General features: G+C 67.1%; 19 protein-coding genes and 1 pseudogene. 8 read left to right on the top strand and 12 right to left on the bottom strand.

Going from position 1 to position 22,722, the window contains the following annotated elements:
• The first annotated feature begins 46 nt into the window (after positions 1-46).
• Positions 47-1,024, top strand: a complete 978-nt coding sequence (locus RZE77_RS30545; protein WP_319437985.1) for an IS5 family transposase — start codon at positions 47-49, stop codon at positions 1,022-1,024.
• A 216-nt stretch (positions 1,025-1,240) separates the two neighbouring features.
• On the opposite strand, the gene RZE77_RS30540 is transcribed toward RZE77_RS30545, so the two are convergent.
• The 5 genes and pseudogenes from RZE77_RS30540 to RZE77_RS30520 all read right to left on the bottom strand — a co-directional run bounded on the left by RZE77_RS30540 (position 1,241) and on the right by RZE77_RS30520 (position 4,575).
• Positions 1,241-1,888, bottom strand: coding sequence for a DUF4272 domain-containing protein (locus RZE77_RS30540; RefSeq protein ID WP_319442433.1), 648 nt, complete (start codon positions 1,886-1,888; stop codon positions 1,241-1,243).
• A 99-nt stretch (positions 1,889-1,987) separates the two neighbouring features.
• Positions 1,988-2,368, bottom strand: coding sequence for a TonB family protein (locus RZE77_RS30535; protein WP_319442432.1), 381 nt, complete (start codon positions 2,366-2,368; stop codon positions 1,988-1,990).
• 63 nt (positions 2,369-2,431) lie between these two features.
• Positions 2,432-3,205 (bottom strand): immunity protein Imm33 domain-containing protein, encoded by a 774-nt coding sequence (locus RZE77_RS30530; protein ID WP_319442431.1) that lies wholly within the window; start codon positions 3,203-3,205, stop codon positions 2,432-2,434.
• A gap of 104 nt (positions 3,206-3,309) precedes the next feature.
• A pseudogene (locus tag RZE77_RS30525) lies at positions 3,310-3,858 on the bottom strand (dihydrofolate reductase family protein); the annotation flags it as partial.
• A gap of 36 nt (positions 3,859-3,894) precedes the next feature.
• Positions 3,895-4,575 (bottom strand): hypothetical protein, encoded by a 681-nt coding sequence (locus RZE77_RS30520; protein WP_319442430.1) that lies wholly within the window; start codon positions 4,573-4,575, stop codon positions 3,895-3,897.
• A 192-nt stretch (positions 4,576-4,767) separates the two neighbouring features.
• Between RZE77_RS30520 and RZE77_RS30515 the strand changes: the two genes are divergently transcribed.
• The gene (locus tag RZE77_RS30515; protein WP_319442429.1) at positions 4,768-6,405 is read left to right on the top strand and encodes an alpha-amylase family glycosyl hydrolase; all 1,638 of its coding nucleotides are present in this window, start codon (positions 4,768-4,770) and stop codon (positions 6,403-6,405) included.
• A gap of 4 nt (positions 6,406-6,409) precedes the next feature.
• Here the strand turns inward: RZE77_RS30515 and RZE77_RS30510 are convergent, their stop codons facing one another.
• Genes RZE77_RS30510 through RZE77_RS30495 form a run of 4 tightly spaced genes read right to left on the bottom strand, consistent with a single transcriptional unit; the run spans position 6,410 to position 13,135 of the window.
• Positions 6,410-8,695 carry a CocE/NonD family hydrolase gene (locus RZE77_RS30510; protein WP_319442428.1) on the bottom strand — a complete coding sequence of 762 codons (2,286 nt, stop codon included), beginning with the start codon at positions 8,693-8,695 and terminating at the stop codon, positions 6,410-6,412.
• Positions 8,692-10,452 (bottom strand): ABC transporter ATP-binding protein/permease, encoded by a 1,761-nt coding sequence (locus RZE77_RS30505; RefSeq protein WP_319443427.1) that lies wholly within the window; start codon positions 10,450-10,452, stop codon positions 8,692-8,694. The genes RZE77_RS30510 and RZE77_RS30505 overlap by 4 nt, the downstream gene beginning before the upstream one ends.
• Positions 10,449-11,840, bottom strand: a complete 1,392-nt coding sequence (locus RZE77_RS30500; RefSeq protein ID WP_319443426.1) for a glycoside hydrolase family 15 protein — start codon at positions 11,838-11,840, stop codon at positions 10,449-10,451. The genes RZE77_RS30505 and RZE77_RS30500 overlap by 4 nt, the downstream gene beginning before the upstream one ends.
• Positions 11,837-13,135: a glucoamylase family protein gene (locus RZE77_RS30495; protein ID WP_319443425.1), complete on the bottom strand. Its 1,299-nt coding sequence runs from the start codon at positions 13,133-13,135 to the stop codon at positions 11,837-11,839. Before RZE77_RS30495 ends, RZE77_RS30500 begins: the two co-directional genes overlap by 4 nt.
• Before the next feature lie 134 nt (positions 13,136-13,269).
• Between RZE77_RS30495 and RZE77_RS30490 the strand changes: the two genes are divergently transcribed.
• Positions 13,270-15,414 carry a glycoside hydrolase family 3 N-terminal domain-containing protein gene (locus RZE77_RS30490; RefSeq protein ID WP_319443424.1) on the top strand — a complete coding sequence of 715 codons (2,145 nt, stop codon included), beginning with the start codon at positions 13,270-13,272 and terminating at the stop codon, positions 15,412-15,414.
• A 203-nt stretch (positions 15,415-15,617) separates the two neighbouring features.
• On the opposite strand, the gene RZE77_RS30485 is transcribed toward RZE77_RS30490, so the two are convergent.
• Entirely contained in the window at positions 15,618-15,881 is a 264-nt protein-coding gene (locus RZE77_RS30485) for a type II toxin-antitoxin system Phd/YefM family antitoxin (protein ID WP_319433600.1), read from the bottom strand.
• A 202-nt stretch (positions 15,882-16,083) separates the two neighbouring features.
• On the opposite strand from RZE77_RS30485, the gene RZE77_RS30480 reads away from it, so the two are divergent.
• Positions 16,084-16,419: a cupin domain-containing protein gene (locus RZE77_RS30480; RefSeq protein ID WP_319443423.1), complete on the top strand. Its 336-nt coding sequence runs from the start codon at positions 16,084-16,086 to the stop codon at positions 16,417-16,419.
• A 1-nt stretch (position 16,420) separates the two neighbouring features.
• Here RZE77_RS30480 and RZE77_RS30475 read toward each other — a convergent pair whose 3' ends face one another.
• Both RZE77_RS30475 and RZE77_RS30470 read right to left on the bottom strand, forming a co-directional pair.
• Positions 16,421-17,566, bottom strand: a complete 1,146-nt coding sequence (locus tag RZE77_RS30475) for a mandelate racemase/muconate lactonizing enzyme family protein (RefSeq protein ID WP_319443422.1) — start codon at positions 17,564-17,566, stop codon at positions 16,421-16,423.
• A complete protein-coding gene (locus RZE77_RS30470; RefSeq protein ID WP_319443421.1) occupies positions 17,563-18,288 on the bottom strand; it encodes a GntR family transcriptional regulator in 726 nt (241 codons plus the stop codon). The genes RZE77_RS30475 and RZE77_RS30470 overlap by 4 nt, the downstream gene beginning before the upstream one ends.
• Before the next feature lie 93 nt (positions 18,289-18,381).
• Here RZE77_RS30470 and RZE77_RS30465 point away from each other — a divergent pair, with 93 nt between their 5' ends.
• From RZE77_RS30465 to RZE77_RS30450, 4 genes are all read left to right on the top strand, one after another.
• Positions 18,382-19,152, top strand: a complete 771-nt coding sequence (locus RZE77_RS30465) for an ABC transporter permease (RefSeq protein WP_319443420.1) — start codon at positions 18,382-18,384, stop codon at positions 19,150-19,152.
• A gap of 17 nt (positions 19,153-19,169) precedes the next feature.
• Positions 19,170-19,985 carry an ABC transporter ATP-binding protein gene (locus RZE77_RS30460; protein WP_319443419.1) on the top strand — a complete coding sequence of 272 codons (816 nt, stop codon included), beginning with the start codon at positions 19,170-19,172 and terminating at the stop codon, positions 19,983-19,985.
• 91 nt (positions 19,986-20,076) lie between these two features.
• Positions 20,077-21,081 (top strand): ABC transporter substrate-binding protein, encoded by a 1,005-nt coding sequence (locus RZE77_RS30455; protein ID WP_319443418.1) that lies wholly within the window; start codon positions 20,077-20,079, stop codon positions 21,079-21,081.
• Positions 21,078-22,691, top strand: coding sequence for a GMC family oxidoreductase (locus tag RZE77_RS30450; RefSeq protein ID WP_319443417.1), 1,614 nt, complete (start codon positions 21,078-21,080; stop codon positions 22,689-22,691). Before RZE77_RS30455 ends, RZE77_RS30450 begins: the two co-directional genes overlap by 4 nt.
• Positions 22,692-22,722: the final 31 nt, after the last annotated feature.

The raw sequence follows: 22,722 nt of genomic DNA, 5'->3' as shown, positions 1-22,722 counted from the left end.
GCACGTTTCTTGCATGAGGGCTGAACCCTGCAAAGGAGCAAGAGCGATGAGCCAGATCAGTTTTGCGGATGCCGAGCAAGCGGGCAAGAGGAAGAAGACAAGGCGCGAAGTCTTCCTTGGCGAGATGGAACTGGTGGTGCCGTGGAAGGCGCTGCTCAAGGTCATCGAACCTCACTACCCAGTGGCAGGCCGAGGCCGTCGACCCTACCCGTTGCAAGCCATGCTGCGCGTGCACCTGATGCAGAACTGGTTCGCCCTGAGCGACCCGGCGATGGAAGAAGCGCTGTATGAGATCGCCTCGCTGCGCACGTTCGCCGGACTCGGTCTGGAGGCCATCCCCGATGAGACGACCATCCTGAACTTCCGCCACCTGCTGGAAGCCAGCGATCTGGCCGAAGACATCTTCAAGCAGGTCAACGCCCACCTGGCCAGGAAGGGGCTGCTGCTGAAGAGAGGTTCCATTGTCGATGCCACGATCATCTCGGCGCCCAGTTCCACCAAGAACGAGAGCGGCGAGCGAGACCCTGAGATGCACCAGACGAAGAAGGGAAACCAATGGCACTTCGGGATGAAGGCGCACATCGGTGTGGATGCGGACTCGGGGCTGGTTCACACGGTGACGACCACTGCGGCCAACGAGGCCGACGTGGAACAGGTGGGCGACCTGCTTCACGGCAAAGAGGACGCCGTATGGGCAGACTCGGGCTACCGGGGAGCGCAGAGCCGTGTGAAGCGGGGTGTGCAATGGCACATCGCGGGCCGACCCAGCGACATGGCGAAGATGCCAGAGGGCCGCGCCAAGGACAGGGCACGCAAGTTGGAGTATCAGAAGGCGAGCATCCGCGCGAAGGTGGAGCACCCGTTCCGGGTGATCAAGCGGCTGTTCGGGCTCGTGAAGGTGAGGTTCAAGGGACTGGCCAAGAACACGGCGCATGTGATCACGCTGTTTGCGCTGTCGAACCTGTGGATGGCCCGCAGAAAGCTGATTGCGATGCTGGAGCAGGTGCGTCCGCAAACAGTCTGAGGGCGCTGGATGAGGGGCAGGTCTTGTCGCTTCGGGGCATCCGGCGATGCGGTTCATCACCATGCACACCATTGGCCCTCAGCGCACGCCAATTTGTGACCTGTTCAGACCTTCCCAAGGAGTTGTAGAGCGCCGCGTCATCTGACCTATCACCTGAGTTCGAATGGCCGAATTCTGCCGCAGTTGCGAAGGTCCGGTCCTGGCCGGCACCCGACTCTAGGTGCTGAGTTCGACGTCGTCCCAGCTTCCGTCGTCGTTCAATAGCCATTCGAGAGCCTTGCGTCGCTCCATCACGATGTCCAGGCTCACGTCTCCTGACGGTTCCCCGTGCAACTGGGCCGTCCTTGTCCACCAATGGAGTCGGTAGTAGAGGTCGTTCATCCTGAACAATTCCTGCCGAGGTCGAAGCTTCGCTCGACTCATGAAGGCCTCGCTACGCTCGTTCTCTCGCAGATTCGGCATCAGAGACGCAAGTTCAGGACCGACAGGCTTGTTGAATGCGAGGTCCTCAACTTTGCCGGCTGCCCAGGCGAGCGCCCATAGAGCCTCGATGTACCAGTAGAGATTGGTGCGTTCCTGCTCGGTGAGATCACCGTCGTCTTTATCGAGAATCGCCCGCTCAGAACTCGACAGTTCCCCTTCCAAGCCATTGCTAGCAATCCACTCCCTGATGACAGAAATGGGTGCCTTGAAGGCAATTTGCAGCATCGCGTTCAGGACCAGAGCGCGACGCGCAGCGGCTTGAGCATCACGTGCAGGGGTGTCCTGGTCGGGAGATGGCAGCCAGTCACATATCTCGCCGCCGTGCACGCGAATCAACGCCTCGTTTTCGCGCTTTATGCGTTCGCAATCAATCTCTTCCATCTCGACATCCTATGTCTGCTTCGGGGCGAATTCCGGCCGGGCCTCAAGCGTTTGGTTCTGGCCGACTACAGCCGCAGATCAGATCCGTCAGTTCGGCCGTCAGCGGTGGACTGGAGTTTCGATCCTGCCAGACGATCGCTGGTAGTTAAACTGAAACACTTGGCGGCAACGCTTTTGAACCACGCCGACCTTGAATACGCTGTCAGCAATTGATCTCACGGCGGACGAATCAAATACATCGATAGGTTCCGATTCGCTCACGCGGACATTCTTTGCCTTGGCAGAACCGTCGAGCTCATAAGTGACAACTACCCACCCTTCTATTTTTTTCTCGGCGGCACGCCGAGGGTAGCCGGCCAGTGCCTGTTTCGCAATTGCCATGTCGCAACGAAATTCGGGGGCGGAGGGCTCAGGAAGCTGCTTTGTCGCACAACCAGAAATCGCGCTTGCAACGAGGATGAGGGAATAATGGAGTTTCACAGATCAGGCGGGTAAAGAGTTATGAAAGCAATCGAACCTTCGCTCCTGGCCCGGTAGCTGGCCTCAGCCTTCGGAAGACGGAGCTGTTAAGGACGCGCGTTGCTGCCTGAGCTTGTTCAGCTCGCTTAGGTAGGAGCCTGGAATCTGTTGAAGCTCGCCGTCTGGCCCGAGCACGCTGATGCGGGCGCCGTCTACGGCAACTTGCAATTCCGCCGGCACAGCGAAGAACTTGACCAGGTCCGGACGGTCGATCCCGAGCTGATAGAGAGAAGTTTTGACGAAACGAGTCGGATCTTGGGAACCCGCCTGGTCGTCCAGGTCCGAGAGCCACCAACCAGAGTCTGCCCCGTCGACGGCGGCGCTTCGCGTGAGTAGCACTCGGCTCGCATCCTTGTAGTTCACATGCACCACAGCGCTTTGGCGAAGCGACGGAAAGTCTGGCTCTGCCGGCGGGAAGAGGCTTCCGACAACATCTCGCTGATTTCGCAGATGCATCAACGTTCCATCGACCGAATCGACAAACTTCACTGGAACAACCTTCATGTCGGGCTCCAGAACTCGCAGGAACCCTCCCGGCCCGTCCTCAAGCATCGTGAACATCCAGCCGACCTGCAGGCTCTCGCCGCTTCGGAACTTCTCGCCTTGGGATACACGTTGTTCGAAGAAGCGCAGAAGCCAGGAAATGTCTTCTGTTGATATGGCGCTATTTGAGACCCGAAGCTGAAACTCGGAGTGGTTGTGGAGCTTGCATTCGGAAGTCGTATGGACCAACCACGTCTTCGGCTGCTCCGAGGACAGCTTCCGGCCGAATCTGGAAAAGACGGAGCGCAGAGACATGTTCAAGGCCACCACGATCAGGACCGCGCATCTACCGAATCGGTTTGATCGCCTTGTGGCGGGCTGCGCAGCGGACTATCCGCTGCAACCGATTGTTGGCCGCCGCGCCGGTAATGCATTGCGACCGCGCCGTTGCCGAGCGGCCTCGCCGAGACCAGTTCGAGCCGTCGCGTGTTGGCCAGCCCGCTCTGGTACAGGGTCGGACCGTGGCCGGCGATCCTGGGGTGAACGAGAAACTTGTACTCGTCGATCAGATCCAGCCGGTCCAACTCGGTCGCGAGCTTGCCGCTACCGAGGAGCACGCCGGCCGGGGTCGCGTCCTTGAGCTTTTGCACGCCCGAGCGCAAGTCGCCGGCGACGTGGTGGCTGTTGGTCCACAGGAATTCCGTGCGCGCCGACGACACGACGTACTTCGGCTTGGTCTCCAGCTTGACCGCCCATTCGCGCACCACGGGCGGCGCCTCCACATCGCCGCGGGCGACCGCCGGCCAGTAGTTCTCCATCATCTCGTAGGTAGCGCGGCCCCACAGCATCGCGCCACCCTCGTCCATGAGGCGGGTGAAGAAGGCGTGCGTCTCGTCGTCGGCGATTCCTTCCTGGTGGTCGACGCAGCCGTCCACGGTGACGTTGAGACTGAAGGTTAAAAGTCCCATACGAGTCTCCTCGGAGTTGGGCGGTCTGCTGGACTGTCAGTTCGTCGCGAAGCAGTACATCAGCCCAGCGCTGCCGCTCGTCTTGAGTTGGTCGACGCTGCAGCCGCGCGTACCGTGCGAAGAGTTCCACGAAGCATTGGCGACCGGATCGGGATTGGTGCCCTTGTGGTCATGGTGACCCACGATGGCGGAGCCGCCGTCGCTTTTGGTCCAATTGCCGCATGTGGTGTCCTTGCCGGGATCGGGCACGGCCAGGGTGCCGTCAGGGCGCGAGCCGGTGAGGATGTCGTGGCGATTGACCGGATCGCCGAAGCCGGAGACAACCTCGCCCTTCTCGGTCAGCGAGGTGTCCTTGCCGACCTTGGCGTTGGCGCTGTGCAGGTCGGCCACGCTGGTCGCGACGACCACTCCCTTGGCATTGGTCCAGGGACCCGTGCCGATCCGGTCGCGCGCATTGACGGCCGGCTGCCCGCTCGCGGCAGTGGTGCTCAGATAAGCGCGCCATGTTTTGTTGCCCGCCCCGGCACTCGTGGCCAGCGACTGGCAGAAGCGGTCGGCTCCGGCCAAGCCTCCGAGGTCGCCGCCCTTGCCGGGGTTGGCGCTGGTGATGAAGAAGCTCATGGGGTTGCCGCTCGAGGAACGCATGGCACCGCAACCGATGATCAGCGCGGTGGCTGCGAAGGCGGCGCCAGTGGAAAGTAGTAAACGACTGGGCATCGGAGACTCCTGGCTGTATTGGAGCCGGGAGGCTACCGCACCGTCGTGTCAGCGGCAACCCGATCCCGCCCTCCCATGCGGCAACCGCAACATCATTGCGGCGGAAGGACGGCCGCTTTTGGCCGGCTTCGGCCGGCCACGACGCTTTCTGGAGACAATGGCTCCTCTCGAACCGACCATGAGAGGATCAAGATGGCAGCCGACGACTGGTGGAAGTGCGGAATCGTCTATCAGGTCTATCCGCGTTCGTTCCAGGACAGCAACGGCGACGGCATCGGAGACCTCGATGGAATCCGCGCCCGGCTGGATCATCTGGTCTCGCTCGGTGTCGATGCCGTCTGGATCTCTCCGATCTATCCCTCGCCGATGGCCGACTTCGGCTACGACATCTCCGATTTTTGCGGCATCGATCCGCGCTTCGGCACGCTGGAGGGCTTCGATGCGCTGGTGCAGGAGGCACACGCGAGGGAGCTCAAGATCATCCTGGACTTCGTGCCCAACCATACCTCGGACCGTCATCCGTGGTTCGTGCAGAGCCGCAGCGCACGCAGTGATCCGCGGCGCGACTGGTACATCTGGCGCGACCCGGCGCCGGGCGGCGGGCCGCCCAACAACTGGCTCAGCAATTTCGGCGGTCCGGCCTGGACCTTCGATCCGGCCACCGGCCAGTACTACGGCCATTCGTTCCTGAAGGAGCAGCCCGACCTCAACTGGCGCAACCCCGAAGTGCGGGCCGCGATGTACGAGGTGCTGCGCTTCTGGCTTCGGCGCGGCGTCGACGGATTCCGCGTCGACGTGCTCTCACAGATCATCAAGGACGCGCAGTTCCGCGACAACCCGCCGAACCCGGACTTCATCGAAGGCCAGGACCCCTTCTTTCGCTGGCTGATGCTCTACAACACCGACCTGCCGGAGCTGCAGCCGATCGTGGCCGAGATGCGCCGCGTGGTCGACGAGTTCAGCGACGCGCGCTCGTCGCGCATGCTGATCGGCGAGCTCTACCTGCCGCTCGCGCGCCTGGTCGCCTACTACGGGCTCAACACCGAAGGTGTGCTCGAAGGCGTGCAGCTTCCCTTCAACTTCCAGCTGATCGCGACCGAGTGGCAGGCGGCGCTCATCGACCGCCTTGTGCGCGACTACGAAGCCGCCTTGCCCGCCGGCGCCCAGCCGAACTGGGTGCTGGGCAACCACGACAGATCCCGCATCGCGAGCCGCGTCGGGCCGCAGATGGCGCGGCTTGCGGCCATGCTGCTGCTCACGCTGCGCGGCACGCCGACGCTCTACTACGGCGACGAGATCGGCATGACGGACGTCCCCATTCCCGCCGATGAAGTGCAGGACCCGTTCGAGAAGAACAAGCCCGGCATGGGCCTGGGGCGCGACCCGGAGCGAACACCCATGCAGTGGAGCGACGCAGCGCATGCGGGCTTCACGACCGGCACGCCGTGGCTGCGCCTGGCGGCCGACTGGCCCACGCGCAACGTGGAAGCGCAATCGCAGGACGCAGGCTCGATGCTGGCGCTCTACCGGCGCCTCATCGCATTGCGCCGTGCGCAGCCTGCGCTGAACCAGGGCAACTACGAAGCGCTCGATGCAGAGGGGGAGGTGCTCGCCTATGCGCGCAGCTTCGAAGGGCAGCGGCTGGTGGTGCTGTTGAACTTCGGCGCCACCCCGGCGCCGATCTCGCCGGCATTGATGCCGCGCCAGCCGATCGTGCTGGCATCGACCGATCCTGCGCGCGCCGGGTCCATCGAGGGGTCCCTGGAGTTGGCGCCTCGCGAAGGCATCGTCATCGGCGCCCTGGACGGCAAAGGCCCGGCGACACGCTGAGCAATCAGGGCGTGCCGGTCTGGATCTCGACGTAGCTGCGCGCGTGCCAGCGCACTCGAATCGGCCACTTCGCGTCGGCGATGGTCTCCGAATTCACGTCCTTGCCGCTGCCGTAGTTGACCTGCCGGTCGGGTCGCTTGTTGAGGCCGACCAGCAGCACGATGCGGCTGCCCGCCGCAAGCCTGCAAGCCGTCGCGCGTTCGGTGGTGAACGCAAGCAGCTGGCGCTCGCCGGCCCGAAGAAGCCTGCGGCGCACGCGATGGCCTGCGTAGCTGGCGCGGAAGTCGTAGGGATCGAACAGCAGTTGGTACTCGCCGCTTTCCGTCTGCTCGTACAGCGAGATGCTGAAGTCCACATCCTGCCGCGAGGGCGTGATGTCGAACACGCCGTTCAAGCTGCCGAAGATCTCGGTGTCCTGCGGAAGTGGATCACTGACAAAGCGGATGCTGTTGCGCGCCGGCAGCTGCGCAAGGCGCAGCGCGTCCGGCCACGGAGTGCGCACGTCACGCCGGTCGGCAAGATCGACCGAGAGCCGCGCGCTGCCACCGCCTTCGGCCGGCGACGGCAACAGGCGGTGCGGATCGCTGCGCTCGCGGGTGTCGAGGTAGAAGCGCAGCCGGGTGCGCTGCGGCGCTTCCAGCGCCGTCACATGGCGCCACTGGTCCGTGCCCATCACCTGGTAGTTGACGCGGTCCATCAGCAGGGCAGGCTTGTTCGCGCCCTTCAGGATGTGGTCGAGCCATTGCAGGCGCAGCTCAGGCAGGTCCACGCGTGCGACCGGATCCAGCGTGTAGCCGCGCAGCGTTGCCGCCGTGCCGTGCCGGATCGAGGCCGCGTCGTAGGGGCCGAGCAGCAGCGTCGTGTCGGCCTGCGGCCGGTTGCGGCGATGCTCGTCGTGGAAGTAGAGCGCACCGGCGTCGGCGCCGTAGTAGCCGGCGAAGCTGAGCACCGGGATGTCGATGCGCGCAAACTGCGCCGCCGACGGCAGGAACTTCTGCCAGTAGCGATCATGGCTCGGATGCGTCAGCCAGGTTCGGATCAGCCGGCTGCGCTTGCCGAGCAGGACGCGGTCCACGTCCCAGTAGGGGCGATTGCCGCGATACCAGCGTGCGTCGAGTGCCTGCCATACCGTGTCCGGGTCGGCGTCTGCGCCGGTCCGCAGGGGCTCGTCATCCGCGTGCTCCTGCGCCCAGCGCACCATGGCGTTGCGGAAGATCTGTCCGGCCATCGGGAAGTCGATGCCCGGCGCCATCGGCGCGATGGTGGCGATGGCCTTGAGTGCCTCCGGTCTCCTGCGGGCGGCGGCCCAGGCGGCATAGCCGGAGTAGCCGTCGCCGATCATGCAGACGCGGCCGTCGCTCCACGCCTGCCGGGCAATCCAGTCGATGACGGCAGCGGCGTCTTCGCCGTCGCGAACGAACGGCCACACGGCGCCCTTGCCGTCGGGCGTGCGTCCGCGCACGTACGCCGTGACGCCGACATAGCCCTTCGCGGCGCTGCGCTGGGCGTCGTCCTCGGCCGGATCGAGCGTGAAGCGCAGCAGCGTCGGAAGGGCGCCCGGTGCGTCATTGGCGCGGCCGGGCCGAACCAGGCGCGCATGGATGACAGCTCCGCGCACGGGAATCCTGAGGTCGGCCTCTGCCACGTAGCGGTTGCGGTTTTCCGCCGCGATCAGTTCGGGAAGCAGCGCACCGAAGCTGCGGCGCGACTCGTACGAATGCCAGGTCCGCACCAGCGCCAGCGCATCGTCCTGCGGGAGGCTGCCCTTCGCGCGCCAGAGATCGAAAGCCCGGCGCAGCGGCTCTGCATAGACCGCCGCCGGGATTTCGAGCCGCGCCATGATGGCCTGGGCTTGCGCATTGTCGAGCGGCGACACCAGTTCCCGGAACGCGCGCGCGTAGGCTTCGGCGAAGCCGAGGCGCTCGTTCGCTTCGAGGGCGCGCGCACGCGCATAGATGCCGTCGAGGATCGCGCGCTGCACCAGGTCGTCGAACGGCTTGCCCTGGCGGCGGGTGCGCAGGGCCCGGCTGCTGTCGGAGGCTGCACGGTAGGCGCCGCTGACGATCTGCAGGGCGGCGAGGTTGGCCAGGAAGACATCGGTGTCCGCGTCCTGGTATACCGGCAGGATGCGCCCGGCCAGGTCCCGCATCAGGTCCGCCGCGGCGGCATCCTCAGGATCGCGTGGTGGCTTGAAGCCGAAATCCGCCGCCCAGGCCGACGCGGGCAGCGCAAGCATCAGCCACATGAGGGCGCGGCGCGCACGGCCGACGGTGGAACCGAGGTGTTTCATGCCCGCTGCTCCTCGCGCACGGTGTTCGGCGCCTTGACCAGATGCACCACCTGCGTGAACAGCCGGTCGCGCGCTTCTCCGGCCGAGCCGATGTGGACAATGCCCGTGTGCTCGAGCTTGCCCAGCAGGTCGATGATGAGCTCGAGCGTGTCGTCGTCGAATGCGCCGAAGGCTTCGTCCATCACCAGCCAGGGCGGTGCCTGCAGCACCACGCGGGCGAAGCCCAGCCGCAATTGCTCGTCCATGCTGAGTTCCCTCTCCCAGCGGCCCGTCTTGTTCAGCAAGGGTTCCAGGCGCTGGAGGCCCACGCTCGCCAGTGCGGCCGCCATGGCTTCCCTCGGGTAGCTCGACGGTTCCATCGCATACGACAGCACCTCGGCCAGCGTGCCGCGGGGAATGTAGGGCGTGCCGCGCGGCATGTAGTGGATCGTCTCGCCGGCAGGCCGGCGCACGGTGCCGGAGCCCCAGGGCCAAAGGCCCGCGAGCGCGCGGAACAGCAGGGTCTTCTCGGTGCCCGGCGTGCCGAGGATCAGGACGCGCTGGCCGCGGTGCACGACCAGGCCCGGGGCGTCCAGCCGATCGTGGCCGGTCCAGGAGCGGACCTCGAGCGCGTCGATCGCGATCACCCCGGATTCGCTCTCCTCATAGGCGATGCGGCTGCCGCCTGCCTGTGCCTCCAGGTCGGACGCCAGCATCCGGCGCAGGTCGGCAACGCGCAGCAGCGTGGCGCGCCAGTCGGCAATGATGCTGAAGTTGTCGACGAACCAGCGCAGCGACGACTGCGCCTGCGTGAAGGCCGCGGCGGCCATCATCAGGCCACCGAACGACACCTTCCCCGAGAAGTACAGGGGCGCGGCCACCAGCGTCGGCGCGATGATGGTGATCCAGCCGAAGCCCGCGGTGACCCAGGTCAGGTTGGTCAGCCCGAGCACCACGCGCGACGTGGCGCGCAGGACGTCGCCGAAATGCATGGCGACGCGGCGCTTCTCGTCCGCCTCGCCACCCGCCAGCGAGATGCCGTCGAGATGCTCGTTGATGCGCGTCAGCGAAAAGCGCAGTTCGCCTTCACGCGCGTAGCGCTCGGCATTGCGCGAGATCAGGCCGCTGCCGACCCAGTAGGTGACCAGCGAGCCGGCGATCGCATAGGCAATGGCCGCCCACAGCATGAAGCCCGGCAGCACATGGTCCTTGCCATTGAAGAAGAGGCTGAAGTCCTTGGAGAGGACCCACAGCACGCTCGCAAAGCTGCCGAACAGCATCGCTGCCTGCAACAGGCCCACGCCGAGGGTGACCGACAGATCGCACAGCTTCAGCGTGTCGTCGTGCATGCGCTGGTCGGGGTGGGCGCCCATCGGGCCGCTGGCCTGCAGCCAGAACGCCCGGCGCGGCTGCAGCCACAGCCCCACGATGTCGTTGACCACGGCCTCGCGCAGCTTCAGCTGCAAGGTTTCGCCGAGCCACCGCTGCGCCACGTTCAGGACCAGCAGCGCGCCCGCAATGATTGCGAAGACGCCGACCTGCACGACGAATTCGCCCAGGTCGCGGCGCGAGATCGCATCGTAGAACGGCTTGTTCCAGCTGTTGAGCTCGATCTGCCCATACGCCGTGAGCGCGACCACCACGACGATCGCGCCCATCAGCGCGACGAGCGTTTTCGCGACCGGGGACACGCGCAAGGCGCCGAGCAGCTCGCTGACCTGACGGAAGAAGCCGGTCCTTGCAGCCGGCTCGGCACGGTTCTCTGTCCGCGCGCTCATCGCTGCCGCGACGCCTCGCAGGCGGCGGCCGCGCTGCGGCGCGCCGAGACACACGAAATGAATGCGGCGTGGCTCCAGGCCAGTTGCCTGGCCGAGGTCTGCGTGCCGCTGCGCTGGTCGAACTGTTCCGACAAATCACCGCCGGCCGGCGTGTACGCGCGCACGGTGGCGAGGTAGGCGTCGCCGCGTTCGAGCCAATGGCCGGCATCGCCACCCGTCGCCGCGGCAGCGCGAAAGCAGAACTCGGCGGCGCCGAGCGTCGAGAAGTAGTACGCGCCGCCCGAGTAGTACACGTCGCCGCCATACCGGCCCATTGCCGCGCCACGGCCCGCGGCGCGGCCGTGGTTGATGGGGTAGGCCGCATCGAACAACGCATCCAGGCGCGCCAGCGTGGCCTGCATGCGCGGATCGGCCGGTCCATGTGCGGCCTCGGTGCCTAGGCTGTGGATTGCCGACAGGATCACCGCGATGTCCAGTGCCTTCGGACCGGGCCGGCCGTCCTCCGGCGCGCGCGAGCGGTAGTAGCCGCGCGTGGCGTCTCGTTCATCTCGTTCATCCACCCAGTAGTCGTCGAGCAGGCGCAGCACCGCGCGCGACTCTTCCCGGCAGCGCTGCGCCTGCGCCGTGTCGCCCAGGCCCTCCAGCCATGCCGCGCCTTCGGCCAGCGCGGCCCCTGCGACGCGCAGCGTGTAGTAGTGGTGGCCGAGCTCCTCCTCCCAGATGTCGTAGGACGGCTCGCGCCAGCGGCGCAGCGTGAAGTCGAGATCGAAGCGGATCAGCTCGGCAGCTTCCGCCAGCAGCGGCGCGTCGAGGTGCCCGCCGGCCGCCCAGCGCAGCAGCGCCAGCGCGCGCAGCGGCGCGCCGTCGTGCTGCGGGCGATTCCATCGGCAGACGTCGAGCGTGCCGTCGGGGTTCACCCGCGTCTCGGCGGCCACCAGGTCGCCGAAAGCTGTTGCAAGGTCATGGTCCTCGCGCAGGTACTGCAGGAGCTCGGGGGCCACGCACGCGCTGCGGTCCTCCACCGCGGCTGCGGCGCGGCCGTCGAGGCGGTTCAAGTCCAGGCTGAAGCGGATGAAGTCGCGCAGGTGCTGCAGGGCTTCGTCGCCGATGTGCCCCTCAACATAGAGCAGGCGCAATGCATCGATGACGACGGCGGAATCGCGGAACCAATGAAAGAAGTAGTCCGGGTCCGGGTTGTAGTCGGCGAGCACGGGCGAGGCGACGATGGCGCCGGCCATCGGCCGCACGGTCTGGCCGAAGCCCGGCCGGTGCTTGACGATCGACACCGGCGAGATGCTCGACAGCATCGCTGTCGCCGAATGGCGCAGCTGTGTTTCGAGCCAGGGCTCGAATGCCGGGTCTTGCGGGCTCGCCACGCTGAAGCTCACGCCGCCGACGTCCCGAGATGCGGGCTGCTGAAGTCCAGCGCGCGCAGCCCGGCCTGCACTTCGGGCACGCTCATGAACAGTTTCCACAGAAGGCCCGTGCGATGGTTCTCCATCATCACGACGATCGGGCCCTGGTCGATCGCAAGGTAGGTGTCTGCGAACCAGTCTCGCCGTTCACAGAACGCATCGACGAAGCCGTAGTCCCGCCACACCCGCTCGCCATGCACGGTGAGGAAGTGCCGCAGCACCCGCATCACCTCGGCGGGCGCGTAGGGCAGGCTGGCCAGCGCGGCCGTCGGCGAGATGGTGCCGTTGTCGTTGTTCGGATCGTGCGCGAGGTAGCCATCGGGGTCGTCGCTCGCGGTCAGGCCCCAGCACGATTCGCCGTAGCCCGGGAAGCCCCGGGGATTGGCGATGCAGTGGGCGCGGTTGATTTGCACGTGGCGCGTGTTGAGATCCCAGTAGTCGGCGTAGCGGTCGCTCAGGCCGCGCGGATCGAGGCCGCAGAACGAGTAGTGCGCAAAGAACAGCGGGCCGGCGTTCGGCGGGCCCAGCGGCAGTTCGATGCCGTGGTACGAGTGGCCGTTGAGAAAGTCGGGGCCGGAGGCGAAGCCGCGGTGGTAGACCTTCGGATCGATCGCATGGCGCGGCGCGGCCGCCGCCAGGAAGTAGGTGATGAGGCACTCGTTCCAGCCGTGCACCTCATGGTTCATGGCCCAGCCGTGGTTCGGGCTCCAGTGCCAATACAGCACGTCGCGTCCGCCCTGGGTGAACCAGTTCCATTCGACCTCGTGCCACAGCGTGTCGATGTCGGCGCGCAACCGGCGCGCCATGGCCGTGTCGTCGCTGAAATACTGGCGCGCGCAGAGCAGGCCCATGCAGAGGAACGAGGTCTCGACCAGGTCGCCCGCGTCGTCCTTGGGGCTCATCGGGATCGTCGCGCCGCTCGCCCCGTCCATGAAGTGCGGGAAGGCGCCGTGGTAGCGCCTGGCGCGCAGGAGGGCGTCCCGCATGCGGCCCAGGCGCTCGAGCGCCGCGTCCCGCGTGATCCAGCCGCGCTCCACCGCGACGATCATGGCCATGATGCCGAAGCCGGTGCCGCCGATCGCGACCCTCTCGTCGGCCAGGTCTTCGCCGGTGGCGCCGACGAGCGTGCGGCGGTCGAGCGCCAGGCCGCTGGCGGCATCCGCACCGTCCCAGAAATAGCGAAAGGTCTGCCGCTGCACGGCGTCGAGCAAGGCGTCATCGGGCAGGGCTGCCAATGCCTTGGGGTTCCTGTCATCCTTCTTCAACACGCATGGCTCCTTTCGTTGGTGGTCCCGGGTGTCACGTTTGGTTTCGCCGAATCGTCGGCGGCGCCACACGGCCGAGGGCTCTCTGCCCGCAGCATGCCATCATTAAGGCCCTTGGGTCCTATTCGAAATCCCTGATGAGCCGCATCGACACACTCATGGCCCGGATGACGCTGGCCGAAAAGCTGGGTCAACTGACGATGACTGCCTCCAGCTACACGGTCACCGGACCGGTGCTCGCGGGGGACTCCACGCAGTCGATCATCGACGGCAGCGTCGGCAATCTGCTCAACATGGTCGGCGCCGGCCCCACGCACGAGATGCAGCGGCTGGCGGTCGAGAAGTCGCGGCTTGGCATTCCGCTCTTGATCGGCCTGGACATCATCCACGGCCATCGCACGCTCTTTCCGATTCCGCTGGCGGAGGCCGGCAGCTTCGACGAAGGTCTCTGGGAGCGCACGGCGCGCGAGGCCGCGCGCGAAGGCGCGGCCGAGGGCCTGGCGATGACTTTCGCGCCGATGCTCGACGTATCGCGCGATCCACGCTGGGGCCGCACCGCGGAAGGGCCCGGCGAAGACCCCTGGCTGAACGCGCGCATCGCAGAGGCCAAGGTGCGCGGGTTCCAGGGAGCCGACCTGTCGTCGGCCGAATCGCTGGCCGCCTGCGCGAAGCATTTCGTCGCCTACGGCGCAGTCACCGCGGGGCGGGAGTACGCCGCGGTGGACATCTCCGAGCGCACTTTGCGCGAGGTGCATCTGCCGGGCTTCGAAGCAGCGGTGCGCGCCGGCGTCGCAACGCTGATGCCCGCGTTCACCGATCTCAACGGCGTGCCGATGACGGCGCACGTCCCCTTGCTGCGCGACTGGCTGCGCGGCGAGATGGGCTGGGACGGCGTCATCGTCAGCGACTACAACGCGATCGCGGAACTGATCAAGCACGGCGTCGCGGCCGATCTCGTCGATGCCGCGGTACTGGCGCTGAAGGCCGGCGTCGACATCGACATGATGGCCGACGCCTATCGCAAGGGCCTGCCGATCGCACTCGAGCAGGGACGGGTGACGATCGAGGAGATCGACGCCAGCGTGCGCCGCGTGCTGCGGCTCAAGGAGCAGCTCGGTCTGTTCGACGACCCCTACCGCCGCGGCGCAACGCCGGAACCCGCGGCGGCCGTTGCCGAGCGGCACGCGGTGGCGCGCGACGCCGCGCGCAAGGCCATCGTCCTGCTGAAGAACGAGCGCGACACGCTGCCCTTGCCTGCGGCACCGAAGGCACTGTGCGTCGTCGGCCCGCTGGCCGATGCAAGCACCGAGATGAAAGGCCCGTGGTGGGGCGCCGGCGAACACGAGCCGGCCGTCAGCGTGCTGGCCGGCCTGCGCGCCGCGCTGCCGCAGGCCGACATACGCCATGCGCCCGGCGTCGAAATCGAGGGCGGCGACGACAGCGGCATCGAAGCGGCCATCGCGCTGTGCGACGGTGCCGACGCGGTCGTGCTGTGCCTGGGCGAGCGCGCCACCATGAGCGGCGAGGCGGCGAGCCGCGCCACGCCCGCGCTGCCCGGCCGGCAGCAGGCCCTGGCCGAAGCGGTGACTGCGCGTGCTCGCGCGCTCGGCATTCCCGTCGTCGCCATCTTGTTTTCGGGCCGGCCGCTCGTCGTCCCCTGGCTGGCTGAACACGCCGATGCGCTGCTGGCTGCGTGGTTCCTCGGCACCGAGGCCGGCCATGCGATTGCCGACGTGGTCACCGGCCGGGTATCTCCGGGCGGCCGCACGCCGATGAGCTGGCCGCGCGCTTTCGGGCAGGTGCCGATCCATTTCGGCCAGCGTCCCACCGGCCGGCCGATGAATCCCGCCGACCACTTCACGAGCAAGTACCTGGACGTGGCCAACAGCCCGCTGTACGACTTTGGCCACGGCCTGACCTACGGCCGGTTCGACTACGACGAGTTCCAGGTCGAGCCGCGGCGCGTGCGCGAGAAGGACCTGCTTGCGATCAGCGTCAGCCTGCGCAACGTCGGCGCGCGCGAGGCCGAAGAGACGGTCTTCCTGTTCGTTCGCCACAAGCTGAGCCGCGTGACCCGGCCGCTGCTGGAGCTCAAGGGCTACGCAAAGCTGCGATTGAAGCCGGGGGTTGCCGGCTCGGTGAGTCTGGCGCTGCCGGCGGCCGAGTTGCGCTATCTCGGGCCGGACCTGCAGCCCTTGTTCGAGACGAGCGAAGTCGAGATCCTCGTCGGGCCGAGTGCCGAGCCATCAGGCTTGCTGCGCCAGACCGTCGAGTTGTATTGAAACCCTGCGGATTTCGTCGACGACGTCGGCGAAGGTCCGGGTCGGAGCTAGATGCCGATTCTGTGACCGACCGATGATGGCCGAGTTCGAGCCATCGGGGCCTGTGATCGAGGTTCCTCCAGAGTGCATTGTTCCCTTGTCCTCAGGCGCTGGTCGTCAACTCGCCATTGCATCAATGTCGAACGTCGAATTGCACCACGGGTTCAGAGAGTCGAGTGTTCGTCCGCGAACGAGCCGAGTCTGGTGTCGAATTCATTCCATGCCTGCGCGCTGGTCGTGGCCCAGTCACGCGCAGATTTGTCGTGGCCGCTGCGTGCACGCGCCTCCTGAAGCTCCTTCATCTCTTGAGGCGAGATCATGTAGGCCGCGGGGCGCCCACGGCGAGTGATGCTGACCGGCTCGTGTTGCGCTGTGTCCAGGAGTTGTTCAAACTTGTTTTGCGCCTCGACGGAGGTGACGGTGATCATTGTCCGATCCTGCAAAGTAGCTAGGTAGCACGGGCAGCTTAGCGCGCCGGATGACGATGTCCAGTCCTCCGATGTTCGCCAGCCAGCGCGGTCCCGAGAGGCGCGATTCACGTTCGCGGTCAAGGCAACCAGTCTCCACGGCGAAATTGGCAGGGAGGACCGCCCTCTGGACAGCGCCCACACGCCTTGCCACACTGCCCCCATGGCACTTTCTCACGCATCCTCCGGCCAGGTCGTGAACCTCGGCGCGCTCGACGGGCAGGCAACCGAGACCTGCGCGCTCTTGAAGGCCCGCGACATCGAACTCATGTGGCTGGTGCTGCCGGCCGGCAAGCGGGTTCCGTCGCATGCCGTCTCGACCTCGATGACCTTGCAGTGCATGCGCGGCAAGGTCGAGGTGCAGCTGGACGGCGACGTGAAGCTGCTCGAGGCCGACCAGGTCCTGTACCTGGCGGGCGGTGTGCCGCACGGCCTGCGCGCGCTCGAAGATGCCAGGCTGCTGATGACCGTCGTGCTGCCGGCCAGCCGCACCGACTGAGTCAGCAGCCCGCCGCGGCCAGCTGCGCCACCGCGCCCAGGTCGGGTTCCACGCCGATGCCCGGCTGCTCGCCCAGGCTGCAGCTGCCTTCGGTCACGCGCGACAGCGCCGGCGCGAGCGCGGTGCGCAGCGGGTTGGGGTTGGCGTCGATTTCGAGGATGCCGCCGCCGCCGGCCGCGGCCAGCAGGTGGGCCGAATGCAGCAGGCCGATGCCGCCGCCCAGGTAGTGCGGACAGTAGCGCAGGCCCGCCGCCTGGCCGCGTGCGATCACGGGCCAGCAGCCCGAGATGCCGCCCCACTTGGCGCTGTCGGGCTGCAGCACCGAGAGCACGCCTTGCGCAATGGCGGCATCGAAAGCCGCCGGGCCCGCGATGTTCTCCCCGGCCGCGAGCGGAATGCGCGTGGCCTGCGACAGCTGCTGCCACTCGTGCCACGGCCGGTCGGCCCGCAGCGGCTCCTCGAGCCATCCGAGGTTGAAGGCTTCCAGCTGCGGCGCCATGGCGCGGGCCTCGTCCAGGCCCCAGGCCTGGTTGGCGTCGGTCATGAGCGGCAGGCCGGGGCCCAGCACCTCGCGCATGGCTGCCAGGTTCGCAAGATCGCGTTCGCGGCCGAAGCCGATCTTGAGCTTGAACGCGCGGTAGCCTTCGGCCATCCGCGCCGCGGCCAGGTCCTGCGGGCGGTCGGGATTGATGCCGCTGGCATAGACGCCTACGCCGTCGTGCGCGCCGCCCAGGTAGCGCCACAGCGGCTGGCCGGCGCGGCGCGCGCACAGGTCCCACAGCGCCAGGTCGATGCCCGCGATCACCTGCGCCATCGGGCCCGGTTCGCCGGACTGGATCGCGAGCACGGCGGTGCGCTGCGTCAGCCAGTCGAAGGCTTCGGCGGGGCCGTCGAAAGTGCGGCTGGTCAGCAGCGGGGCCATCACGGTGTCGACGAGCCTCGCGCGGTGCTCCGCGCCGCAGGAAGGAAAGTTGCACCAGACCTCGCCCCAGCCCGTGGCGCCGTCGCGGTCTTCCACGCGCACGAAGACGGCCGGCCGGTCGTGCATGGTGCCGAACGAGGTGCGCACGGGCGTGGCGATCGGGCAGCGGAACACGAAGGCCTCGATGCGCGCGACGTGGACGGGGGAGAGGGGTAGCGGCTTCATGGTTTCAGGTTCATTTCGACGCGGATGGCATCGCCGCGGTAGGTGACGTCGGCCAGGTAGATCACGGTGTCCTCCGCGTCCTTGAAGATGCGGCGCACCTCGGCCACGGGCGCATTCATCGGCAGCTTCAGCAGGCCGGCGACCTCCATGTCGGCGGTGCCGATGGTCAGCACCTGGTGCGCCTGGGCGATCTTCACGCTCTTCATCGCGATCAGCAGCGGGATCACGGTCTTGGTGCGGAACTTCTCGGGCGCCTTGCGGAAGATGCGCTCGTCCAGGTAGATGTTGATGACGCAGTAGGCGCGGCCGTCGCGGAAGTGCACGCGGCGCATGAAGGCGTAGCGCGCGGCGGGCTGGCCTTCGCCCGGTGCGAGCGGCGGGGAGGTTGCGGCCTCGTCGATGTTCATGATCTTCGGCTGCGTGTCCTCGTAGACGCGCGCGAGCTCGTCCAGGCTGGTGACCACGCTGATGAAGCGGTCGCGGTTGGGCATGCCGGTGACGAAGGTCCCGCGGCCCTGCTGCGGCGACACCAAGCCCTCGCGCGCGAGCAGGTCGATGGCCTGGCGCACCGTGACGCGCGCCACGCCGAATTCCGCCGTCAGCTCCTCGAGCGAGGGCAGCCGGTGCTCGCGCGGCCAGATGCCGCGCGCGATGCGCTGGCGCAGCAGGTCCGCCAGCTGGTGGTAGCGCGGCATCGGACTGTCGAGAAACTTGGAAGACATGTTTTATCAGGCAAACGTATGGTCTATAGTATGACAGATTGATAGAGACGAAAGTCCACGGGCCCAAGTCCGCCAACGAGAGACAAACCGCCGATGAGAAGCTCTTCTTCCCCGCTGACGCGCGCGCTGCTGATCGTGGCGCCGTGGCTGTTGATCCTCGCGCTCTGGTACGCCATCCGCGCGAGCGGCCTGGTCAATCCCGCGCTGGTGCCGGCGCCGCACATGGTGCTGGCCAAGTTCATCGAGCTGTCGCGCGGAAGGCTGTGGGAAGACATCTACATGTCGACGCAGCGCGTCTTCATCGGCGTGGCCCTGGGCGTGTCGCTCGCGGTGCCGGTGGGCTTCTGCCTCGGCTGGTACCGCGGCCTGCGCAGCTTCATGGACCCGGTCATCAACTTCTTCCGCGCGCTGCCGCCGATTGCGCTGATCCCGCTGGTGATCGTGTACTTCGGCATCGGCGAGGCGGCCAAGACCGCGATTCTTTTCTATGCCTCGTTCTTCGCTGGCGTGATCGTCATGTACGAGGGCATCGCGCAGATCAGCCCGATCTACATCAAGGTGGCGCGCACGCTGGGCGCCAGCGACGTGGAGATCTTCGGCAAGGTGATCGTGCCGCTCACCATTCCGCACATCCTCACGGCGGTGCGCGTGGCGCTCGGCGTGGCGTGGGCCACGCTGGTCGCGTCCGAGCTGATCGCAGCGCAGCAGGGCCTGGGCGCGCTGATCCAGAACGCCTCGTCGTTCTTCCAGCTCGACATCATCTACGTGGGCATCATCTGCATCGGCGTGATCGCGCTCGTCATGGACTTGCTGCTGCGGCTGGCCACGCGCCGGCTCGTGGCCTGGCAGGACCGCATCGCCTGAAGGAGGGCTGCTTCGCCATGACGCAACCGCAACCCGTCCGCATCAGCTTCGACCACGTGTCGGTGGATTTTCCGACCGAGCACGGCCCCATGCGCGTGCTCGACGACGTGTCGTTCGACATCCGCAACGGCGAGTTCGTCTCGATCATCGGCCCCTCGGGCTGCGGCAAGACGACGATGATGAACATCGTCGGCGGCTTCGTCCAACCCACCAGCGGGCAGGTGCTGCTCGATGGAAAACCGGTGGCCGCGCCCGGGCCCGACCGCGGCGTGATCTTCCAGGAGTACGGCGTGTTCCCGTGGCTCACGGTGCGGCAGAACATCGAGTTCGGCCTGAAGCTCTCCGCGAGCCGCGTGCCGGCCAGCGAGCGCGGGGAGATCGTGCAGCGCTACATGCAGCTGATGGGGCTGTCGGACTTTGCCGGGCATTTTCCGAAGCACCTGTCGGGCGGCATGCGCCAGCGCCTCGCGATCGCGCGGGCCTACGCGGTGCGGCCGGAATTCCTGCTGATGGACGAGCCCTTCGGCGCGCTCGACGCGCAGACCCGCTCGGCCATGCAGGACCTGCTGCTGCAGGTGCTGCAGAGCGACGGCAAGACCGTGATGCTGATCACGCACTCGGTGGAAGAGGCGATCTACCTGTCGTCGCGCATCGTCGTGGTCACCGCGCGGCCGGCGCGCATCCGCACCGTGATCGACATTCCCTTCGGCTATCCGCGCGCGGAGAACCTGCACGAGGACCCGCGCTTCGCCGAACTGCGCGCGCACATCCGCGACCTCGTCATGCAGGAATACGCCGCCCAGGCTCGGCAGGCCGTGCGCATGTCGGACTAGGGCCTGTTGCTATGGAACGCGATCCCCTTCCATAGCGTTAACAGGCCCTAACCGCTTCGCTGTTTTCACCACCCGCCACAGGAGACACACCATGGCCCTTCGACGCAGACAACTGATCCAGGCCGCCGCCGCCGGCGCGGCCGCACTGGCCGGCGGCATGCCGGCCTTCGCCCAGGCGCGGACCAAGGTCAAGGTGGGCTACCTGCACACCCCGGCCGTGGACGGCCACATCTGGATCGGGCAGGAGCGCGGTGCCTTTGCGAAGCAGGGGCTCGAACTGGAGATGATCCAGTTCACCACCGGACTGGAGCTGTTCCAGGCCATGATCGGCGGCAGCCTGGACATGCTGTCCACCGGCGCCGTGGTGTCCAACTTTCCGGCGCGCGGCCAGGGCAAGGTGTTCCTGATGAACAACATCGAGTACGCGACGGCCCAGCTGTGGGTGCGCGAGGACGCCGGCATCAAGACCGTGGCCGACCTCAAGGGCAAGCAGATCTCCACCACCACGGGCACCACGGCGCACGTGTTCCTGGACCGCGCGCTGCGCTCGGGCCAACTGGACCCGGCCAAGGACGTGCGGCTGGTCAACCAGCGCATGACCGAGGCCGTCACCTCCTTCATCTCCGGCGCGGTGCCGGCGGTGGCGCTGTGGGTGCCCTTCGATTCGGTGATCCGCCAGAAGCTGCCGGGCGCGCGCAAGCTGATCGATGCCTCGGCCTTCTTCCCCGAGGCCGCCATCATGGGCGGCTGGGCCGCGCGCAACGACTACTACGACAAGAACCGCGCGGTCATCACCAAGCTGATCGCCGCATGGGCCGAGGTCAACGACGTGGTCACCGGCAAGCCCGACGCCGCGGCCGAGATGCTGCAGAAGACCCAGTACAAGGAGGTGCCGCTGGCCGACTTCAAGGAGCAGTTCAAGGCCTCCAAGTACTACACCAATGCCGAGTGGCGCACGCGCTACCAGGACGGCACGGTCACCAAGTGGCTGCAGCAGGTGACGGACTTCTTCGTTGCCAACGCCAACATCCAGGGCGCGCTGAAGGCCGAGCAGTACTTCGACGCCAAGCCCTTCCTGGAGACCGTCAAGGCATGACGGCGGGCGCCGGCGGCTACGACTACATCATCGTCGGCGCCGGTTCGGCCGGTTGCGTGCTGGCCAACCGCCTGAGCGCCGATGCGCGCTGCCGCGTGCTGGTGCTCGAGGCAGGCGGGGAGGGCGGCGCCTTCTGGCTGCGCATGCCGATCGGCTACTTCCGCACCATCTACGACACGCGCTATTCATGGCAGTTTGCCGTGGAGCCGCAAGAGGCCACGGGCAACCGCGCCATCGTGTGGCCGCGCGGCAAGGTGCTGGGCGGCTCCAGCGCGATCAACGGGCTCTTGTACATCCGCGGCCAGCACGCCGACTTCGACGACTGGGCCACCGTGGCGGGCGCGACGGGCTGGAGCTTTCGCGAGGTGCTGCCGTACTTCAAGAAATCCGAGCGCTACCAGGGCGGCGAGAGCGAATACCACGGCGCCTCGGGCGAGCTGTGCGTCTCGGACCTGCGCAACGAACATCCCTACTGCGCCGCCTGGATAGAGGCGGGCGTGCAGGCCGGCCACGGCCGCAACCCGGACTTCAACGGCGCGCGGACCGAAGGCCTGGGCGCCTACCAGCTGACGCTGCGCGGCCACTGGCGCTGCGATGCGGCCACGGCCTTCCTGGCACCGGTGCGCGCCCGGCCCAATCTCACGGTGCTGACCGGCGTGCACGTGACGCGAGTGCTGATCGAGCAGGGCCGCGCGGTCGGCGTGGAATGGCTGCAGGACGGCGAGCTGCGCAGCGCCCGTGCCGATGCCGAGGTGCTGCTGGCCGCGGGCGCGCTGCAGTCGCCGCAGCTGCTGCAGCTGTCGGGCGTGGGCCCGGCCGGCCTGCTGCGCACCCACGGCATCGCGGTGCAGGCCGATGCGCCGCAGGTCGGCGAGAACCTGCAGGACCACTACCAGGCGCGGGTGATCGTCAAGCTCAAGAAGCGCATGTCGCTGAACGACCAGGTGCGCAACCCGCTCGCGCTGGCCGCCATGGGTGCGCAGTGGCTGTTCCGCCAGCGCGGCCCGCTCACGGTAGGTGCGGGGCAGGTCGGCGGCATGGTCTGCAGCCCGCATGCCGAGGGCGGCCGCCCCGACGTGCTGTTCAACGTGATGCCGCTGTCGGTCGACAAGCCGGGCGATCCGCTGCACCGCTTTTCGGGCTTCTCGGCCTCGGCCACCCAGTGCCGGCCGCTGTCGCGCGGCACGGTGCAGATCCGCTCGGCCGATCCGCTGGCGCCGCCGCGCATCGTCTCCAACTACCTGAGCGATCCGCGCGACGCCAAGGTGCTGGTGGCGGGCCTGAAGATGCTGCGCGAGATCTACCGCCGGCCGGCCTTCCGCGACCTGGTGACCGACGACGAATACCTGCCCGGGCGCGATGCGGCCGACGACGCCGCGCTCGAGGCCTTCGCGCGCCACAAGGGCGGCACCGTGTTCCATCCCGCGGGCACCTGCCGCATGGGCGGCGATGCGCTCTCGGTGGTGGACCCGCAGCTGCGCGTGCGCGGCATCGAGCGGCTGCGCGTGATCGACGCGGCCGTGATGCCGGCCATGGTGTCGACCAACACCAATGCCGCGTCGATCATGATTGCGGAAAAGGGGGCGGCGCTGGTGCTGCAGGCGCAGTGATGGCGCCTTGCCGGATCGTTCCCAAAGGCCT

Source organism: Variovorax sp. SPNA7 (assembly GCF_033807855.1).
Taxonomy (GTDB): Bacteria; Pseudomonadota; Gammaproteobacteria; order Burkholderiales; family Burkholderiaceae_C; genus Variovorax; species Variovorax beijingensis.
Note: the sequence above shows the minus strand (reverse complement) of the source record. Positions and strands in the feature narration are given on the sequence as shown.

Bases quoted from the DNA above. Each gene is read 5' to 3' on its own strand.
- RZE77_RS30510 (WP_319442428.1), bottom strand. From the start codon at position 8,695: ATGAAACACCTCGGTTCCACCGTCGGCCGTGCGCGCCGCGCCCTCATG.
- RZE77_RS30450 (WP_319443417.1), top strand. From the start codon at position 21,078: ATGACGGCGGGCGCCGGCGGCTACGACTACATCATCGTCGGCGCCGGT.
- RZE77_RS30515 (WP_319442429.1), top strand. From the start codon at position 4,768: ATGGCAGCCGACGACTGGTGGAAGTGCGGAATCGTCTATCAGGTCTAT.
- RZE77_RS30480 (WP_319443423.1), top strand. From the start codon at position 16,084: ATGGCACTTTCTCACGCATCCTCCGGCCAGGTCGTGAACCTCGGCGCG.
- RZE77_RS30465 (WP_319443420.1), top strand. From the start codon at position 18,382: ATGAGAAGCTCTTCTTCCCCGCTGACGCGCGCGCTGCTGATCGTGGCG.
- RZE77_RS30530 (WP_319442431.1), bottom strand. From the start codon at position 3,205: ATGTCTCTGCGCTCCGTCTTTTCCAGATTCGGCCGGAAGCTGTCCTCG.
- RZE77_RS30520 (WP_319442430.1), bottom strand. From the start codon at position 4,575: ATGCCCAGTCGTTTACTACTTTCCACTGGCGCCGCCTTCGCAGCCACC.
- RZE77_RS30505 (WP_319443427.1), bottom strand. From the start codon at position 10,452: ATGAGCGCGCGGACAGAGAACCGTGCCGAGCCGGCTGCAAGGACCGGC.
- RZE77_RS30485 (WP_319433600.1), bottom strand. From the start codon at position 15,881: ATGATCACCGTCACCTCCGTCGAGGCGCAAAACAAGTTTGAACAACTC.
- RZE77_RS30540 (WP_319442433.1), bottom strand. From the start codon at position 1,888: ATGGAAGAGATTGATTGCGAACGCATAAAGCGCGAAAACGAGGCGTTG.
- RZE77_RS30475 (WP_319443422.1), bottom strand. From the start codon at position 17,566: ATGAAGCCGCTACCCCTCTCCCCCGTCCACGTCGCGCGCATCGAGGCC.
- RZE77_RS30470 (WP_319443421.1), bottom strand. From the start codon at position 18,288: ATGTCTTCCAAGTTTCTCGACAGTCCGATGCCGCGCTACCACCAGCTG.
- RZE77_RS30545 (WP_319437985.1), top strand. From the start codon at position 47: ATGAGCCAGATCAGTTTTGCGGATGCCGAGCAAGCGGGCAAGAGGAAG.
- RZE77_RS30490 (WP_319443424.1), top strand. From the start codon at position 13,270: ATGAGCCGCATCGACACACTCATGGCCCGGATGACGCTGGCCGAAAAG.
- RZE77_RS30460 (WP_319443419.1), top strand. From the start codon at position 19,170: ATGACGCAACCGCAACCCGTCCGCATCAGCTTCGACCACGTGTCGGTG.
- RZE77_RS30455 (WP_319443418.1), top strand. From the start codon at position 20,077: ATGGCCCTTCGACGCAGACAACTGATCCAGGCCGCCGCCGCCGGCGCG.